Below are 15,870 nucleotides of genomic sequence, written 5' to 3' on the forward strand. Positions count from 1 at the left end.
GTGCGACCATGCGCGACCTATAACTTACCCAGTTTGGTGCGTAATCGTTTGATGGCCTGACTATGCAACTGGCTGACCCGCGATTCGCCAACTTCCAGTACCGCGCCAATCTCTTTGAGATTGAGCTCTTCCTGGTAATACAGCGTTAACACCAGTTGCTCGCGTTCCGGCAGCGATTCAATCGCGTCCATTACCCGCTGTCGCAGGTCGCCCTCCAGCAGTTGATGTAACGGGTTTTCCTGTTGATGTTCTTCAGTCACCAGTTCGATGCTATCGCCATGCTCTTCCCGCCACTCATCGTAAGAGAAAAGTTGGCTGTTGTTGGTATCGAGCAACATCTGACGATACTCCGCAACAGGGATGCCAAGACGTTCCGCCACTTCGGTTTCCGTCGCATTACGCCCCAGTTCCTGCTCCAGTTGTCCCATCGCCTGCGCCACTTCGCGGGCATTACGCCGGACGCTACGCGGCACCCAATCGCGGCTGCGTAATTCATCCAGCATCGCCCCACGAATACGCTGCACTGCGTAAGTGGTAAATGCCGTTCCTTGCAAAGCGTCATATCGGTCGACCGCATTTAATAACCCGATGCCGCCCGCTTGTAGCAGATCGTCCAGTTCCACGCTCGCCGGCAATCGCACCTGCAGGCGCAATGCTTCGTGACGCACCAGCGGTACATAACGCTGCCACAGCGAGTGTTTATCCATTACACCTTCAGCGGTATACAGTGAATTCACGATAAACAGCCCTGCGTTAAATGAGTTATCGGCATGATTATCCGTTTCTACAGAGGGTTCTATCGAAGGAATAAGGCTATAAAAGAAGGGTTATTTCACTTATGTAACCTGTAGCGCCTTTTTAGCGGCTAAAAGAGCAGAATAAAATCAGCCAGATAGGATAAACGGGATGCGCAAAAGCCCACCCCGAACAAAACTATGTCAGAAGATGAATCATCGACAGATCGTCGCCAGTACGCACCGTTTCTATATGGCGATGAAAATTCGCCGCCACCTCGCTGTTATGCTGGCTGCGGGAGTGAAAGCTATACACAATATTAGTAACGTCATCCCACTCAAGCCGCCCGCGCTCATGCACGCTGGCTGCCGTTAATAGCTTAATAAACGCATATTCCGCCACGATAATATACAGCGCGCGTAACGGGTCGACATTCGGCTGGTTGGGGAAATTATTTTCCCAAATTTTATAGAGAATTAAATTTCTGAAAGCCCAGTTCTTCTGCTGCTCATCCGCCTGTAAACAGCGCGCTAATGAGGACTCAATATCGCTAACCTTCTGCTCCATTGAAACGCCCTCTTCCGCCGTCAGCACCCGCAGAAGGCACTGGATGTAGTGATCGAGGACATAGCTTCCTCTGCTCGGTGGGAGCGCCCTGAAATAATCCTGCATCAACAGTACCAGGGATGTTTTGAATTTCTTATCCGGCGTAATGTTAGCGAGTTCCTGAGTTAACGAACCGGACTGCAACTGGGAAACTAACGTGCCATACACTTGCTCAATCTCCCCTAATGCAGCGTCATCAATCCGGGGAAACTTCTGCACATACATTACAAACTTGATCAACGCGTATAATGCCGCATCCGGATTGCTGGCAGCATGGTTAATCAAACTCAGGCAAAACAAGTTAAGTAGTTTTTGCTGTGGGGAGAATAGCGGCGCGGTATTGTACTTCTGCTGAATGATCGCCTTTTCATTGAGTGCTACCGCATCAGCATCGTTTAAAATATGCGCAGTCACTTCCGGGCAGGCAAGGCTTAGAGAATGTCGAACCTCGTTTTTATAAGTATGGAACACTCGCGGAAACGTAGTGCAGGTATAACTTAATGCTTTAGCCCCCAGTGTTTTTTGTACCTTGCACAGACGATCGTCATCCAGATAAGGGCAGCTTCCTGTCCCAGATGGTAATTTAATCTCCCCCCAGTTATTTGGGTCTTTCTTTAAAAGAATAATACTATTTTTGGCAATCTCTCTGATGGTTACATCCTTGCTGGTAAGGTACTTTTTGACCGTCGTCTTATCCAGCGTGATTTTCCAGCCCTTACAACAGTGATCGCGGCAGGCCGAGCCAGAACAGGAAAAGCGGGTGACAAAGGCAGGTTCAGTGACGGTGATTTCTTTCATTACACAGGCTCCGGAATTAAAAAAGGCAGCTTTCGCTGCCTTGATTGTGTACCACGTGTCGGTGAATCAATCGCCGGATTAACGCAGTAAAGAGAGGACGTTTTGCGGAACCTGGTTCGCCTGCGCCAGAACGGAAGTACCAGCCTGCTGCAGAATCTGCGCTTTAGACATATTAGAAACTTCCGTTGCATAGTCAGCATCTTCGATACGGCTACGCGCGGAGTTCAGATTGGTTACCGTATTGCCAAGGTTGGTAATGGCTGAATCAAAACGGTTTTGAATTGCCCCCAGAGAAGAACGAACTGCGTCCACTTTTGACAATGCAGAATCAATTGAAGCCAGTGGGTTAGCGGTACTTTTCTTGGCAGCGGCAGCGTCTTCATTGATTAATGTACTAACGCCAGAAGCTGTTTTGTCAATAAACATGGTTTTGCCTGCTAAGGTGACCTTATCACCCGTGGCGTTAGCAGTATATTCAGCCCCGTTTACTGTAATTTTACTTTCGCCTTTAACAGCATTGTTTGCTTCCAAATCAGAAAGTTTCGCACTCTCGTTTTTGGTTTTATCATCAAAAGTAAACTGACCGTTCACTACAGATGTATAAACATTTTTGCTTGATTGTAAGGTAGCAGCATCAACATTCGCCGCACCACCGGTAATATCAGCGACAGTTAACGTAACTTTTTCACCATTGATGGTAGTAGAAACCTTACCATTACCGTCATTACCAGTTTTTGTATCAATAGTAAAAGTCACGCCTTTATAATCAAAGGTATCTCCTTCCTTACCACCCTTAATGGCACCAGCTATCGCTTTGGCTTCATCGGTACCAGCAGTAGATTTAGTCGTCTTGAATAGGTTAACCGCAGTGTTGTTCTCCGCATCGTCAGTTGTCAACTGACCGTTTGCTGCATTTACATATACTTTATCCGGTGCTGCATCATCAGTTACTACAGCACCTGAATTAATATCTACACGATATTTATCGGCACCCGCTGCATAGGTGTCGTAACCCGTAACATTCTTGAAGCTGGATTTCAGATCACCCACTGTCGCTTCTTTTGGCCCATTAACATTGAACCCATCAAGGCCAAGGCTTTTCACATCAATTTTTTGCAGATCGATGGTAATGGTTTCACCATCGTTAGCACCAACCTGGATTTTCATCTGGTTGTCCTGAGACAGGACTTTAACACCGTTAAATTGAGTCTGATTAGAAACGCGATCGATTTCTTCCAGACGTTGCTGAATTTCATCCTGGATAGATTTCAGATCGGAATCAGAGTTAGTCCCGTTAGTGGCCTGAACAGACAACTCACGCACACGCTGCAGGTTGTTGTTGATTTCATTCAGCGCACCTTCAGTGGTCTGCGCAATAGAAATGCCGTCGTTAGCGTTACGGGAAGCCTGAGTCAGACCTTTGATATTAGAAGTGAAGCGGTTAGCAATCGCCTGACCTGCCGCATCGTCTTTCGCGCTGTTGATACGCAGACCAGAGGACAGACGCTCAATAGCGGAACTCAGTGAGGACTGAGATTTGTTCAGGTTATTCTGGGTCAACAGCGACAGGCTGTTTGTATTAATGACTTGTGCCATGATCTTTTCCTTATCAATTACAACTTGATGTTATTGGGCTGTTGCCCACGGTTTCTCACCGTAACCCTTGTATCGGCACCTGAATTTCGAACTTTAGAAAATTTTTCACTTCCCCCGATCTTTTTCTTAGCCTGCGAAATAGCCGCTTTATGCATCATTATTCCACGCATTATTTTTGCAAAATTATCATTAAACTTTGCTTCCAGATTGCCGATAACGCGTTTAACTACTGTTTGCAATCGAAAGGAAGATGGCATGGCTTCAATTTCATCATTAGGTGTAGGGTCAAACTTACCTCTGGATTCACTGCTGACTAAACTGACCAACGCTGAAAAAGGACGCTTAACGCCGATCACACAGCAGCAGAGTGCTAATACGGCCCGTCTAACGGCATACGGTACTTTAAAAAGTGCACTGGAGAAGTTTCAAACAGCAAACACGGCGTTAAATAAAGCCGATCTGTTTAAAAGTACGAATGTCACCAGCAGTACAGAAGACCTGAAAGTCTCGACGGAAGCTGGGGCCGCACCTGGAACTTATGTGGTTAGCGTAACTCAGTTAGCACAAGCACAATCTTTGAGTACAGCAACCAAAATTACATCTACCAAAGAAGTGCTGGGAGATACCACATCTGACAGCCGTACCATAAAAATTGAACAGAAAGGCCGTAAAGAACCACTTGAAATCAAGCTCACTAAAGATCAAACCTCTTTAGAGGGTATCCGTGACGCCATTAATGATGCTGACAGTGGTATTTCCGCCAGTATCGTTAAAGTTAAAGAAGGCGATTATCAGCTTGTACTGACCGCAGATAGTGGCACGGATAATCAAATGACTATCTCTGTGGAAGGCGATAGCAAACTCAGCGATCTGTTGTCCTATGATAGTAGTACTGGCACGGGCAAAATGAAGCAACTGGTTGCTGCAGATAATGCTTTGTTAACCGTTAACGGCATTGATATTGAGCGACCGAGTAATAAAATCACTGACGCTCCACAAGGTGTGACGCTTGAACTAACCAAAGAAGTAAAAGACGCCCGTATTACTGTCACAAAAGATAATGAAAAGGCGACCGAAGCCGTCAAAGGTTGGGTTGATGCCTACAACTCGCTGCTTGATACCTTTAGTTCATTAACAAAATATACAGAGGTTGATCCAGGGGCTGAAGAACAGGACAAAAACAACGGTGCACTACTTGGAGATACCGTGGTGCGAACGATTCAAACTGGAATCCGCGCTCAGTTCGCTAATGGTGCAAGTACAGGTACATTTAAGACCCTGAATGAAATTGGTATTACTTCTGATGGTACCACCGGAAAACTAAAAATTGATGATACCAAGCTTAAAAAAGCGCTGGATGAAAATACCGCTTCTGTACGTGAGCTGCTGGTAGGTGATGGTAAAGAAACGGGGATCACCACCAAAATTGCCACCGAAGTGAAAGGTTATCTGGCCGATGACGGCATTATTGACAGCGCCCAGGACAGTATTAACGCCACGCTGAAAAAACTGACTAAGCAATATCTGACCGTCAGCAGTAGCATTGACGACACCGTTGCCCGTTACAAGGCCCAGTTTACCCAACTGGATACCATGATGAGTAAGCTGAATAACACCAGTACTTATTTGACCCAGCAATTTAATGCTATGAACAAGTCCTGATAACAGAGGTTACCATGTACACCGCGAGCGGTATCAAAGCTTATGCGCAAATCAGCGTGGAAAGCGCCGTGATGAGCGCCAGCCCGCATCAGTTGATTGAAATGTTGTTTGATGGCGCGAATAGCGCTCTGGTGCGCGCTCGCCTGTTTTTAGAACAAGGCGATGTTGTCGCGAAAGGTGAAGCGTTAAGCAAAGCCATCAATATTATCGATAACGGGCTGAAAGCCGGCCTCGATCAGGAAAAAGGCGGTGAGATTGCGACGAATCTTTCCGAGCTATACGACTATATGATTCGCCGTTTACTGCAGGCTAATTTGCGTAACGACGCTCAGGCCATCGAAGAAGTGGAAGGGTTACTCAGCAATATTGCAGAAGCCTGGAAGCAGATTTCACCGAAAGCATCTTTCCAGGAGTCTCGTTAATGACCTCAACCGTGGAGTTTATCAACCGTTGGCAGCGTATTGCGCTGCTCAGTCAATCGCTGCTTGAACTTGCGCAGCGAGGTGAATGGGATCTCTTACTGCAACAAGAGGTCTCCTATCTGCAAAGTATTGAAACGGTGATGGAAAAGCAAACTCCACCGGGCATTACGCGAAGTATTCAGGATATGGTCGCCGGATACATCAAACAAACGCTGGATAATGAGCAGCTCCTGAAAGGGCTGCTGCAACAGCGACTGGATGAACTCAGTAGTTTGATCGGACAATCCACCCGCCAAAAATCACTCAACAACGCTTATGGCCGTCTTTCCGGTATGTTACTCGTGCCAGACGCGCCTGGCGCCTCATAATATTTTCCCGTCTCGTATGAAAATTCTTCCATACTCCAGAGGTCGGCTAAACGACTTCTGGAGCACGGAAGATGAAAAACCCCACGTTATTGCAGTACTTCCACTGGTATTATCCCGACGGCGGTAAACTCTGGTCTGAGCTGGCGGAACGTGCTGATGGGCTGAATGATATCGGTATCAATATGGTCTGGCTACCGCCCGCCTGTAAAGGCGCCTCCGGCGGCTATTCCGTAGGCTATGATACCTACGACCTGTTTGACCTCGGCGAATTTGACCAAAAAGGAACTATCGCGACAAAGTACGGCGATAAACGCCAGTTACTGACGGCGATAGACGCGCTCAAAAAAAATAATATTGCGGTGCTGCTCGACGTCGTCGTGAACCACAAAATGGGCGCAGACGAAAAAGAACGTATTCGCGTTCAGCGCGTGAATCAGGATGACCGCACGCAAATCGATGACAACATCATTGAATGCGAAGGCTGGACGCGCTACACCTTCCCTGCCCGCGCGGGCCAGTATTCCAACTTTATTTGGGACTATCACTGTTTCAGCGGCATTGATCACATCGAGAATCCCGACGAAGACGGCATTTTTAAGATCGTCAATGACTATACCGGCGATGGCTGGAACGATCAGGTTGATGATGAGATGGGTAATTTCGACTATCTGATGGGTGAAAATATCGATTTTCGCAATCACGCGGTTACGGAAGAGATTAAATATTGGGCTCGTTGGGTCATGGAACAAACCCACTGTGACGGCTTTCGCCTGGACGCGGTAAAACATATACCCGCCTGGTTTTATAAAGAATGGATTGATCATGTACAGGCGGTTGCGCCAAAACCGCTGTTTATTGTCGCAGAATACTGGTCGCATGAAGTGGATAAACTGCAAACGTACATCGATCAGGTCGACGGGAAAACCATGCTGTTCGACGCGCCGTTGCAGATGAAATTTCACGAGGCCTCGCGCCAGGGCGCGGAGTATGACATGCGCCACATTTTCACCGGCACGCTGGTAGAAGCCGACCCTTTTCATGCGGTGACGCTGGTCGCTAACCATGATACACAACCGTTACAGGCGCTGGAAGCGCCGGTAGAACCCTGGTTCAAACCATTGGCCTATGCGCTGATCTTGCTTCGTGAAAACGGCGTACCGTCAGTGTTTTATCCCGATTTATACGGCGCCAGCTATGAGGATAGCGGCGAAAATGGCGAGACCTGTCGGGTCGACATGCCGGTGATTAACCAACTGGATCGGCTGATCCTTGCTCGTCAGCGTTTTGCGCACGGTATACAAACTCTCTTTTTCGATCATCCTAACTGTATCGCCTTTAGTCGCAGCGGTACTGAAGAGAATCCAGGCTGTGTGGTTGTACTTTCCAATGGCGACGACGGTGAAAAAACCCTCCTGCTCGGCGACAATTACGCTAACAAGACCTGGCGTGATTTTCTGGGAAACCGCAGTGAGCATGTTGTAACTAATGATCAAGGCGAAGCGACGTTCTTCTGCAACGCAGGCAGCGTCAGCGTGTGGGTCATTGAGGACGTGTGATGAGCGTTCCCGGCGGCAGAGCGCTGCCGGGAAGCGAAATTACGGCAGCGGCGTCGGCAGCGGCGTTTTTTCTAACGCGGCGGCGCACTCCGGCGTCGGACGAGCGACCCGTTGCAGCGTCATGCCATCATATTCCAGGGTATTCCCGTCGCGCTCAATCTCATAGAGCTCACGCTTAACCGTAACATTGGTTAAGTCATCGGAGAGCATGGTCAGCTTGCCCGGCAGAGCAATAACGCGCTGCCACTGGCGGCAGTCCAGCGTATCGCCTTCTTTAGTCACTACCAGGCTGGCGATAGCTTCAGGGCTCACCAGCTTACGTTGCGGGCCTTTTGACTGCCAGTACCCTTCCAGACCGGCCGGCGCGGGCGTTTTCACCACATCATTATAGTTTTCCACCTCGGCGCATCCGGCCAGAACCAGCAATGCGCCAACGATCGCTACTTTTTTCATCATTCATCCTGCATCAGAAGAAAGAGGAATTGTGGCATTAAAGCCCTGACGCCGCCAGCCTTTCCAGGCGCTGGCCGCAATTTGATCCAGTCGGTATTACCGCTTATTAGGTGTAGGCAAATTCTGTGATCGGTGTAGTATGCGCACTTCTTGTTTCACACCTTCTGAGTTCAGAGGCTAAACACATGTCATGGCAACACTTCAAGCAAACCTGGTTAATTAAATTCTGGGCGCCGGCCCCTGCGGTGATCGCAGCCGGTATTCTCTCTACCTACTATTTTGGCATCACCGGCACGTTCTGGGCCGTGACGGGCGAATTTACCCGCTGGGGCGGGCAAATTTTGCAGCTTTTTGGCGTTCATGCCGAACAGTGGGGCTACTACAAGCTGATTCATCTGGAAGGTACGCCGCTGACGCGTATCGACGGCATGATGATCCTCGGCATGTTCGGCGGCTGTTTCGCCGCGGCGCTGTGGGCCAACAACGTAAAACTGCGTATGCCGCGCAGCCGAATCCGTATCGTACAGGCGGTGGTCGGAGGCATGATCGCTGGCTTCGGCGCGCGTCTGGCGATGGGGTGTAACCTGGCCGCCTTTTTTACCGGAATCCCGCAGTTCTCCCTACACGCGTGGTTCTTTGCGCTGGCGACCGCTATCGGCTCCTGGTTCGGCGCCCGCTTTACGTTGCTGCCGATATTTCGCATACCGGTGAAAATGCAAAAGGTCTCCGCGGCTTCGCCACTGACGCAGAAACCGGATCAGGCAAGACGGCGTTTCAGGCTCGGTATGCTGGTCTTTATCGGCATGATTGGCTGGGCGTTATTAACGGCAATGCATCAGCCGAAACTGGGGCTGGCGATGCTGTTCGGCGTCGGATTTGGGCTGCTGATCGAGCGCGCGCAAATCTGCTTTACTTCGGCCTTTCGCGACCTGTGGATCTCCGGACGCGCCCATATGGCGAAAGCGATTATTTTTGGCATGGCGGTCAGCGCCATTGGTATTTTCAGCTACGTGCAGTTGGGCGTTGCACCTAAAATTATGTGGGCTGGCCCGAATGCGGTCATTGGCGGACTGCTGTTCGGTTTTGGCATCGTGCTGGCGGGCGGCTGCGAAACCGGCTGGATGTACCGCGCCGTAGAAGGCCAGGTGCATTACTGGTGGGTGGGCCTCGGCAATGTCATCGGTTCGACCATCCTGGCTTACTACTGGGATGATTTCGCACCCGCGCTGGCGACCAGTTGGGATAAAGTTAACCTGCTGAATACTTTTGGTCCGCTGGGCGGTCTGCTGGTCACCTACCTGTTATTATTTACCGCGCTGATGTTAATCATCGGCTGGGAAAAACGTTTTTTCCGCCGTGCGGGGCTGACGCCTGCTAAGGAATCTGTATGAAAAATATCGTCCCTGATTACCGTCTGGATATGGTTGGCGAACCTTGCCCGTACCCGGCGGTCGCCACTCTGGAAGCGATGCCGCAGCTAAAAAAAGGGGAGATCCTGGAAGTGGTGAGCGACTGTCCGCAGTCCATTAATAATATTCCACTGGATGCGCGCAATCACGGCTATACGGTGCTGGATATTCAGCAGGATGGCCCAACAATTCGTTATCTGATTCAAAAATAAGCGCATACTCCCGCTGTACGTTACGGCGGGAGACCTTTTTACGGCATAACCGGCAAAAATCTAAAACGCATAAAAGAAATCAGACAAGGTCGTCTTGTGCGCCGTGGCATAAATCTATTATATAACGTATACCGTTTTAATTTTGGTTGAGCCGATGAAAAATCCATGACTATTTTAAGCAAAACATAAAATAATTATTATTTTCCGTCTACGCCATAAAAGACTATCAGGTATTTATATTTTTACTCACTGACATCATCAGGTGATGATTTATTTATGCACAGCAGAAGCCAAAAAAATGATAAAAATTATTTTCATCTCCATTATTGGAGTCGTCTGTCTTGCCGCTGCCCGTTACTCACCCGTCACAGTGGTCAATGCACATCCGAGCGTCATTGCCCGCTGTCTCGCTGATAATCTGTCCCCGTATGGGTATATACTGGATCTCCATGAAACAGATATTCCAGGCATTAATAAAGAATTTACCGTGTATTATCGCAACGGCGCATATATTGCAGGAACATTCTGGATTGCAAACTCAATGACAATAGCCTCAGAACGAATAGTAGGAATGAATGGCGTCAGTAAACAGGCGTACCCTATTTTTAATAAGTCCCTGCAACAATGTGCAACCCGCTTATCAATAAAATGAGCGCGCCTCGCAAAAATAAGCCCACATAATCACGCACTGGTTGCATGGGCGTCGCGTCCCCCGCCGCTGACGTAGGTAAGCGCCCGGGAGTTCGCTGCGGATGTGTTGTCAGCCCTGGCTTAAACCTGCATGGACATGACTTCCTGATACGCGGCGACCAGCTTGTTGCGCACCTGAATCCCCATTTGCATAGAGACGGACGCTTTTTGCATATCAGCCATCACGTCATTAAGCGCAATGCCCGGCTCACCCAGAGTGAATTTTTCCGCCTGAACGCGCGCCGCCGTTTGTCTGTCGCTAATACGATCCAGCGCAGCATGTAGCTGGCCGGCAAAACTCACCGTCGACTGCGAGTGCGTGTCTTGCCCGCGCGCGGCCATCGCCGTCGCCTGTAACTGGCTAATAACCCCTTCAATCCCCTGTATTGCTGCCATGCTATTCCCCTGGATGATTTTTTACGCAGCAGAGATTACCAGTTTGTCAATAAGATAAAGGCGTTAAATAACGATAAAAAACCTCGGTTTTTAGCGCATAGAAAAATTCGAAACCACAAATAATGAGACCGTCAATTTTTCGAGTTTGCTGACCCGGGAGTGAGTCTTGTTCCACTTTGCAAAAAACGCCGTCCACGATCAGTCACGAGGTGCGAGATGAGTGCGACTGCATCGACTGCAACCCAACCTAAACCTCTCGAGTGGCTTAATCGCCTACGCGCGAATCCCCGAATTCCGTTAATTGTGGCGGGTTCCGCTGCCGTGGCGATCGTCGTTGCGATGGTGCTGTGGGCCAAAACGCCCGATTACCGCACGTTATTTAGCAACCTTTCCGATCAGGACGGCGGCGCGATCGTCGCGCAGTTGACCCAGATGAATATCCCCTATCGCTTTGCCAATGGCAGCGGCGCGATTGAAGTGCCCGCCGACAAAGTGCATGAACTGCGTCTGCGTCTGGCGCAGCAGGGACTGCCTAAAGGCGGCGCGGTAGGCTTTGAACTGCTTGATCAGGAAAAATTCGGTATCAGCCAGTTCAGCGAGCAGGTGAATTATCAGCGCGCGCTGGAAGGTGAACTGGCCCGGACGATCGAGACGCTGGGTCCGGTAAAAAGCGCCCGCGTTCACCTGGCGATGCCAAAGCCGTCGCTATTTGTGCGGGAACAAAAATCCCCTTCCGCCTCCGTCACCGTCACACTTGAACCGGGACGGGCGCTGGATGAAGGACAAATTAGCGCCGTGGTACATCTGGTTTCCAGCGCTGTCGCTGGTTTGCCGCCAGGAAACGTCACTCTGGTCGATCAATCCGGTCATCTGCTCACGCAATCCAATACCAGCGGTCGCGACCTTAATGACGCGCAATTAAAATTCGCTAATGATGTGGAAAGCCGCATCCAACGCCGTATCGAAGCCATTCTGTCGCCTATCGTCGGGAACGGTAATGTTCACGCTCAGGTAACCGCCCAGTTGGATTTTGCCAATAAAGAACAGACGGAAGAGCACTACAGCCCGAACGGCGATGCGTCGAAGGCCACCCTGCGTTCACGTCAGTTGAATATTAGCGAACAGGTAGGCGCGGGATATCCCGGCGGCGTGCCTGGCGCGCTGTCGAACCAACCAGCGCCGCCTAACGAGGCGCCGATCGCCACGCCGCCGACCAATCAACAAAACGCGCAGAATACGCCACAAACCAGCACCAGTACCAACAGTAACAACGCTGGCCCGCGCAATACGCAGCGTAATGAAACCAGTAACTACGAAGTGGACCGCACCATTCGTCACACCAAAATGAATGTGGGCGATATTGAGCGTCTCTCCGTGGCCGTCGTGGTGAATTACAAAACGCTGGCGGATGGCAAACCGCTGCCATTAACCGCCGATCAGATGAAACAGATCGAGGATCTAACCCGTGAGGCGATGGGTTTTTCTGATAAACGCGGCGATACGCTAAACGTGGTGAATTCACCGTTTAGCGCAGTGGATAACACCGGCGGCGAACTGCCCTTCTGGCAACAGCAGTCCTTTATCGATCAGTTGCTCGCGGCAGGTCGCTGGTTACTGGTGCTGGTGGTGGCCTGGATTCTGTGGCGCAAAGCGGTACGTCCGCAGTTGACGCGCCGCGTTGAAGAAGCGAAAGCGGCGCAGGAACAGGCGCAGGTTCGCCAGGAAACCGAAGAAGCCGTGGAAGTACGCCTTAGCAAAGACGAGCAGCTCCAGCAACGCCGGGCTAATCAGCGTCTGGGCGCCGAGGTGATGAGCCAGCGTATTCGCGAAATGTCAGACAACGATCCGCGCGTGGTGGCGCTGGTCATTCGCCAGTGGATGAGTAACGATCATGAGTAATCTTAGCGGTACCGATAAAAGCGTCATTTTGTTGATGACCATTGGCGAAGACCGGGCGGCAGAGGTGTTTAAACACCTCTCCACTCGCGAAGTGCAGGCGTTAAGTACGGCGATGGCTAACGTGCGTCAGATCTCCAACAAACAACTGACGGACGTACTATCAGAGTTTGAGCAAGAAGCGGAGCAGTTCGCCGCGCTGAATATTAACGCCAACGAATACCTGCGCTCCGTACTGGTTAAAGCGCTGGGCGAAGAACGCGCCTCCAGCCTGCTGGAAGATATTCTGGAAACGCGCGATACCACCAGCGGTATCGAAACGCTCAACTTTATGGAACCGCAGAGTGCCGCCGACCTGATTCGCGACGAACACCCGCAGATTATCGCCACCATTCTGGTCCACCTCAAACGCAGTCAGGCCGCCGATATTCTGGCGCTGTTTGACGAGCGTCTGCGTCATGATGTGATGCTGCGTATCGCGACATTTGGCGGCGTACAGCCGGCGGCGCTGGCGGAGTTGACCGAAGTGCTGAATGGCCTGCTCGACGGTCAGAACCTGAAACGCAGCAAAATGGGCGGCGTAAGAACCGCGGCGGAAATTATCAACCTGATGAAAACGCAGCAGGAAGAAGCGGTTATTACCGCTGTGCGCGAATTCGACGGCGAACTGGCGCAGAAAATCATCGACGAGATGTTCCTGTTCGAAAATCTGGTGGATGTGGACGATCGCAGTATCCAGCGTCTGCTGCAGGAAGTGGATTCCGAATCGCTACTGATCGCTCTGAAAGGCGCCGAACCGCCATTACGCGAGAAGTTCCTGCGCAATATGTCCCAGCGCGCCGCCGATATCCTGCGCGACGACCTTGCCAACCGTGGCCCGGTTCGTCTGTCTCAGGTGGAAAACGAGCAGAAAGCGATTCTGCTTATTGTGCGTCGTCTGGCGGAAACCGGCGAAATGGTGATTGGCAGCGGCGAGGATACCTATGTCTAATGAATTGCCGTGGCAAGTCTGGACCCCCGACGATCTCGCCCCGCCGCCGGAGACGTTTGTGCCGGTTGAGGCTGATAACGTGACCTTGACAGACGATACGCCGGAGCCCGAACTCACTGCCGAACAGCAGCTGGAGCAGGAGCTGGCGCAGCTAAAAATACAGGCCCATGAACAAGGTTATAACGCCGGGCTGGCGGAGGGACGGCAAAAAGGACACGCGCAGGGATACCAGGAAGGGTTAGCGCAGGGGCTGGAGCAAGGACAAGCCCAGGCGCAGACGCAGCAGGCACCGATTCATGCCCGTATGCAGCAGTTAGTGAGCGAGTTTCAGAACACGCTTGACGCGCTCGATAGCGTTATCGCCTCACGGCTGATGCAAATGGCCCTGGAGGCTGCGCGTCAGGTCATCGGCCAAACGCCGGCGGTGGACAACTCGGCGCTGATTAAACAGATTCAACAACTGTTGCAGCAAGAGCCGCTCTTTAGCGGCAAGCCGCAGTTGCGCGTGCATCCGGACGACTTACAGCGGGTGGAAGAGATGCTGGGCGCCACGCTCAGTCTTCACGGATGGCGGTTACGCGGCGATCCAACGTTGCATCACGGCGGGTGTAAAGTCTCTGCCGATGAGGGCGATCTGGACGCCAGCGTCGCCACTCGCTGGCAAGAGTTGTGTCGCCTGGCGGCGCCGGGAGTGCTCTGATGACCACGCGTCTGACCCGCTGGCTTACCGCGCTCGACAACTTTGAAGCAAAAATGGCGTTATTGCCGGCGGTGCGTCGTTATGGACGTTTAACCCGCGCCACGGGCCTGGTACTGGAGGCCACCGGTCTCCAGCTTCCGCTGGGCGCCACCTGCATTATTGAGCGCCAGGACGGCCCTGAAACCAAAGAGGTGGAATCGGAAGTCGTCGGTTTTAACGGCCAGCGTCTGTTTTTAATGCCGCTGGAAGAGGTCGAAGGCATTCTGCCCGGTGCCCGCGTTTACGCCCGTAACGGGCATGGCGACGGTCTGCAAAGCGGCAAACAGCTACCGCTCGGCCCGGCCCTGCTTGGTCGGGTGCTGGATGGCGGCGGTAAACCGCTCGACGGACTGCCTGCGCCGGATACGCTGGAAACTGGCGCGTTAATCACGCCGCCGTTTAACCCGCTACAGCGAACGCCAATCGAACATGTGTTGGATACCGGCGTACGCGCTATCAACGCGTTGTTAACCGTAGGGCGCGGCCAGCGTATGGGACTCTTTGCCGGTTCCGGCGTTGGTAAATCGGTTCTGCTTGGCATGATGGCGCGCTACACGCGGGCGGACGTGATTGTCGTGGGACTTATCGGCGAACGTGGCCGCGAAGTTAAAGATTTTATCGAAAATATTCTCGGCCCCGACGGTCGCGCGCGTTCGGTGGTGATTGCCGCCCCGGCGGATGTTTCGCCACTGCTGCGAATGCAGGGCGCCGCCTATGCCACCCGCATCGCCGAAGACTTTCGCGATCGCGGACAGCATGTGTTGCTGATTATGGATTCGCTGACGCGCTATGCGATGGCACAGCGTGAAATTGCGCTGGCAATCGGCGAACCGCCAGCCACCAAAGGTTATCCGCCCTCGGTGTTCGCAAAGCTGCCGGCGCTGGTCGAACGTGCCGGTAATGGCATCCACGGCGGCGGCTCTATCACCGCGTTTTATACCGTGTTGACCGAGGGGGACGACCAACAAGATCCCATTGCCGACTCGGCACGCGCAATCCTCGACGGGCACATTGTCTTGTCCCGCCGTCTGGCGGAGGCCGGGCACTATCCGGCCATTGATATCGAGGCGTCAATCAGCCGGGCGATGACCGCGCTCATTACCGAGCAGCACTATGCGCGGGTACGGCTATTTAAACAGTTGCTTTCCAGTTTCCAGCGTAACCGCGATCTGGTCAGCGTCGGCGCTTATGCCAAAGGTAGCGATCCGATGCTCGATAAAGCCATTACCTTATGGCCGCAACTGGAAGCGTTTTTGCAGCAAGGCATTTTTGAACGGGCCGACTGGGAGGACTCTCTGCAGGCGCTCGATTTAATTTTCCCGACGGTGTGATAAAGCAGGA

At 51.8% G+C, this 15,870-nt stretch carries 17 protein-coding genes; 11 read left to right on the forward strand and 6 right to left on the reverse strand.

Annotation, left to right across the window (positions count from 1 at the left end):
• Positions 1-17: 17 nt before the first annotated feature.
• The 4 genes from ACH0WD_RS09005 to ACH0WD_RS09020 all read right to left on the reverse strand — a co-directional run bounded on the left by ACH0WD_RS09005 (position 18) and on the right by ACH0WD_RS09020 (position 3,992).
• Positions 18-737 (reverse strand): RNA polymerase sigma factor FliA, encoded by a 720-nt coding sequence (locus ACH0WD_RS09005; protein WP_001087453.1) that lies wholly within the window; start codon positions 735-737, stop codon positions 18-20.
• Positions 738-933: 196 nt separating this feature from the next.
• Positions 934-2,139: a flagellin lysine-N-methylase gene (gene fliB, locus ACH0WD_RS09010; RefSeq protein WP_000659243.1), complete on the reverse strand. Its 1,206-nt coding sequence runs from the start codon at positions 2,137-2,139 to the stop codon at positions 934-936.
• Between the two features lie 78 nt (positions 2,140-2,217).
• Positions 2,218-3,735, reverse strand: coding sequence for a flagellin (locus ACH0WD_RS09015; RefSeq protein ID WP_000079835.1), 1,518 nt, complete (start codon positions 3,733-3,735; stop codon positions 2,218-2,220).
• Between the two features lie 17 nt (positions 3,736-3,752).
• The gene (locus tag ACH0WD_RS09020; RefSeq protein ID WP_001141165.1) at positions 3,753-3,992 is read right to left on the reverse strand and encodes a hypothetical protein; all 240 of its coding nucleotides are present in this window, start codon (positions 3,990-3,992) and stop codon (positions 3,753-3,755) included.
• On the opposite strand from ACH0WD_RS09020, the gene fliD reads away from it, so the two are divergent.
• From fliD to amyA, 4 genes are all read left to right on the forward strand, one after another.
• The gene (gene fliD / locus ACH0WD_RS09025; RefSeq protein ID WP_000146815.1) at positions 3,991-5,397 is read left to right on the forward strand and encodes a flagellar filament capping protein FliD; all 1,407 of its coding nucleotides are present in this window, start codon (positions 3,991-3,993) and stop codon (positions 5,395-5,397) included. The genes ACH0WD_RS09020 and fliD overlap by 2 nt on opposite strands.
• Positions 5,398-5,411: 14 nt before the next feature.
• Positions 5,412-5,819, forward strand: coding sequence for a flagellar export chaperone FliS (gene fliS, locus ACH0WD_RS09030; RefSeq protein WP_000287760.1), 408 nt, complete (start codon positions 5,412-5,414; stop codon positions 5,817-5,819).
• Complete coding sequence (fliT, locus tag ACH0WD_RS09035) at positions 5,819-6,187, forward strand: flagella biosynthesis regulatory protein FliT (protein WP_000204899.1); 369 nt, start codon at positions 5,819-5,821, stop codon at positions 6,185-6,187. Before fliS ends, fliT begins: the two co-directional genes overlap by 1 nt.
• 71 nt (positions 6,188-6,258) lie before the next feature.
• Entirely contained in the window at positions 6,259-7,743 is a 1,485-nt protein-coding gene (gene amyA / locus ACH0WD_RS09040; protein WP_000795484.1) for an alpha-amylase, read from the forward strand.
• A 39-nt stretch (positions 7,744-7,782) separates the two neighbouring features.
• Here the strand turns inward: amyA and yedD are convergent, their stop codons facing one another.
• Complete coding sequence (gene yedD, locus ACH0WD_RS09045; protein ID WP_000754694.1) at positions 7,783-8,196, reverse strand: lipoprotein YedD; 414 nt, start codon at positions 8,194-8,196, stop codon at positions 7,783-7,785.
• 185 nt (positions 8,197-8,381) lie between these two features.
• Between yedD and yedE the strand changes: the two genes are divergently transcribed.
• The 3 genes from yedE (at position 8,382) to ACH0WD_RS09060 (ending at position 10,469) form a co-directional block, all read left to right on the forward strand.
• Positions 8,382-9,587: a selenium metabolism membrane protein YedE/FdhT gene (gene yedE, locus ACH0WD_RS09050; RefSeq protein ID WP_001519382.1), complete on the forward strand. Its 1,206-nt coding sequence runs from the start codon at positions 8,382-8,384 to the stop codon at positions 9,585-9,587.
• On the forward strand, positions 9,584-9,817 hold the full coding sequence (yedF, locus tag ACH0WD_RS09055; RefSeq protein WP_000790504.1) for a sulfurtransferase-like selenium metabolism protein YedF: 234 nt from the start codon (positions 9,584-9,586) through the stop codon (positions 9,815-9,817). The genes yedE and yedF overlap by 4 nt, the downstream gene beginning before the upstream one ends.
• Positions 9,818-10,082: 265 nt before the next feature.
• Positions 10,083-10,469 (forward strand): hypothetical protein, encoded by a 387-nt coding sequence (locus tag ACH0WD_RS09060; RefSeq protein ID WP_077905751.1) that lies wholly within the window; start codon positions 10,083-10,085, stop codon positions 10,467-10,469.
• A 119-nt stretch (positions 10,470-10,588) separates the two neighbouring features.
• Here the strand turns inward: ACH0WD_RS09060 and fliE are convergent, their stop codons facing one another.
• The gene (fliE, locus tag ACH0WD_RS09065) at positions 10,589-10,903 is read right to left on the reverse strand and encodes a flagellar hook-basal body complex protein FliE (protein WP_000719037.1); all 315 of its coding nucleotides are present in this window, start codon (positions 10,901-10,903) and stop codon (positions 10,589-10,591) included.
• A gap of 216 nt (positions 10,904-11,119) precedes the next feature.
• Here fliE and fliF point away from each other — a divergent pair, with 216 nt between their 5' ends.
• Genes fliF through fliI form a run of 4 tightly spaced genes read left to right on the forward strand, consistent with a single transcriptional unit; the run spans position 11,120 to position 15,860 of the window.
• On the forward strand, positions 11,120-12,802 hold the full coding sequence (fliF, locus tag ACH0WD_RS09070) for a flagellar basal-body MS-ring/collar protein FliF (RefSeq protein WP_001276828.1): 1,683 nt from the start codon (positions 11,120-11,122) through the stop codon (positions 12,800-12,802).
• On the forward strand, positions 12,795-13,790 hold the full coding sequence (gene fliG, locus ACH0WD_RS09075; protein WP_000067735.1) for a flagellar motor switch protein FliG: 996 nt from the start codon (positions 12,795-12,797) through the stop codon (positions 13,788-13,790). The genes fliF and fliG overlap by 8 nt, the downstream gene beginning before the upstream one ends.
• Complete coding sequence (fliH, locus tag ACH0WD_RS09080) at positions 13,783-14,490, forward strand: flagellar assembly protein FliH (protein WP_000064158.1); 708 nt, start codon at positions 13,783-13,785, stop codon at positions 14,488-14,490. The genes fliG and fliH overlap by 8 nt, the downstream gene beginning before the upstream one ends.
• Positions 14,490-15,860 carry a flagellar protein export ATPase FliI gene (gene fliI, locus ACH0WD_RS09085; protein ID WP_000213257.1) on the forward strand — a complete coding sequence of 457 codons (1,371 nt, stop codon included), beginning with the start codon at positions 14,490-14,492 and terminating at the stop codon, positions 15,858-15,860. The genes fliH and fliI overlap by 1 nt, the downstream gene beginning before the upstream one ends.
• The last annotated feature ends 10 nt before the right edge of the window (positions 15,861-15,870 follow it).

The sequence above is a fragment of the Salmonella sp. 2020_1395 genome (genome assembly GCF_043848115.1).
Taxonomy (GTDB): domain Bacteria; phylum Pseudomonadota; class Gammaproteobacteria; order Enterobacterales; family Enterobacteriaceae; genus Salmonella; species Salmonella enterica.

Excerpts from the sequence above, each read along its gene's own strand:
- fliB (WP_000659243.1), bottom strand. The coding sequence starts at position 2,139 with ATGAAAGAAATCACCGTCACTGAACCTGCCTTTGTCACCCGCTTTTCC.
- ACH0WD_RS09015 (WP_000079835.1), bottom strand. The coding sequence starts at position 3,735 with ATGGCACAAGTCATTAATACAAACAGCCTGTCGCTGTTGACCCAGAAT.
- fliD (WP_000146815.1), top strand. The coding sequence starts at position 3,991 with ATGGCTTCAATTTCATCATTAGGTGTAGGGTCAAACTTACCTCTGGAT.
- ACH0WD_RS09020 (WP_001141165.1), bottom strand. The coding sequence starts at position 3,992 with ATGCCATCTTCCTTTCGATTGCAAACAGTAGTTAAACGCGTTATCGGC.
- fliS (WP_000287760.1), top strand. The coding sequence starts at position 5,412 with ATGTACACCGCGAGCGGTATCAAAGCTTATGCGCAAATCAGCGTGGAA.
- fliT (WP_000204899.1), top strand. The coding sequence starts at position 5,819 with ATGACCTCAACCGTGGAGTTTATCAACCGTTGGCAGCGTATTGCGCTG.
- amyA (WP_000795484.1), top strand. The coding sequence starts at position 6,259 with ATGAAAAACCCCACGTTATTGCAGTACTTCCACTGGTATTATCCCGAC.
- yedD (WP_000754694.1), bottom strand. The coding sequence starts at position 8,196 with ATGAAAAAAGTAGCGATCGTTGGCGCATTGCTGGTTCTGGCCGGATGC.
- yedE (WP_001519382.1), top strand. The coding sequence starts at position 8,382 with ATGTCATGGCAACACTTCAAGCAAACCTGGTTAATTAAATTCTGGGCG.
- yedF (WP_000790504.1), top strand. The coding sequence starts at position 9,584 with ATGAAAAATATCGTCCCTGATTACCGTCTGGATATGGTTGGCGAACCT.
- ACH0WD_RS09060 (WP_077905751.1), top strand. The coding sequence starts at position 10,083 with ATGATTTATTTATGCACAGCAGAAGCCAAAAAAATGATAAAAATTATT.
- fliE (WP_000719037.1), bottom strand. The coding sequence starts at position 10,903 with ATGGCAGCAATACAGGGGATTGAAGGGGTTATTAGCCAGTTACAGGCG.
- fliF (WP_001276828.1), top strand. The coding sequence starts at position 11,120 with ATGAGTGCGACTGCATCGACTGCAACCCAACCTAAACCTCTCGAGTGG.
- fliG (WP_000067735.1), top strand. The coding sequence starts at position 12,795 with ATGAGTAATCTTAGCGGTACCGATAAAAGCGTCATTTTGTTGATGACC.
- fliH (WP_000064158.1), top strand. The coding sequence starts at position 13,783 with ATGTCTAATGAATTGCCGTGGCAAGTCTGGACCCCCGACGATCTCGCC.
- fliI (WP_000213257.1), top strand. The coding sequence starts at position 14,490 with ATGACCACGCGTCTGACCCGCTGGCTTACCGCGCTCGACAACTTTGAA.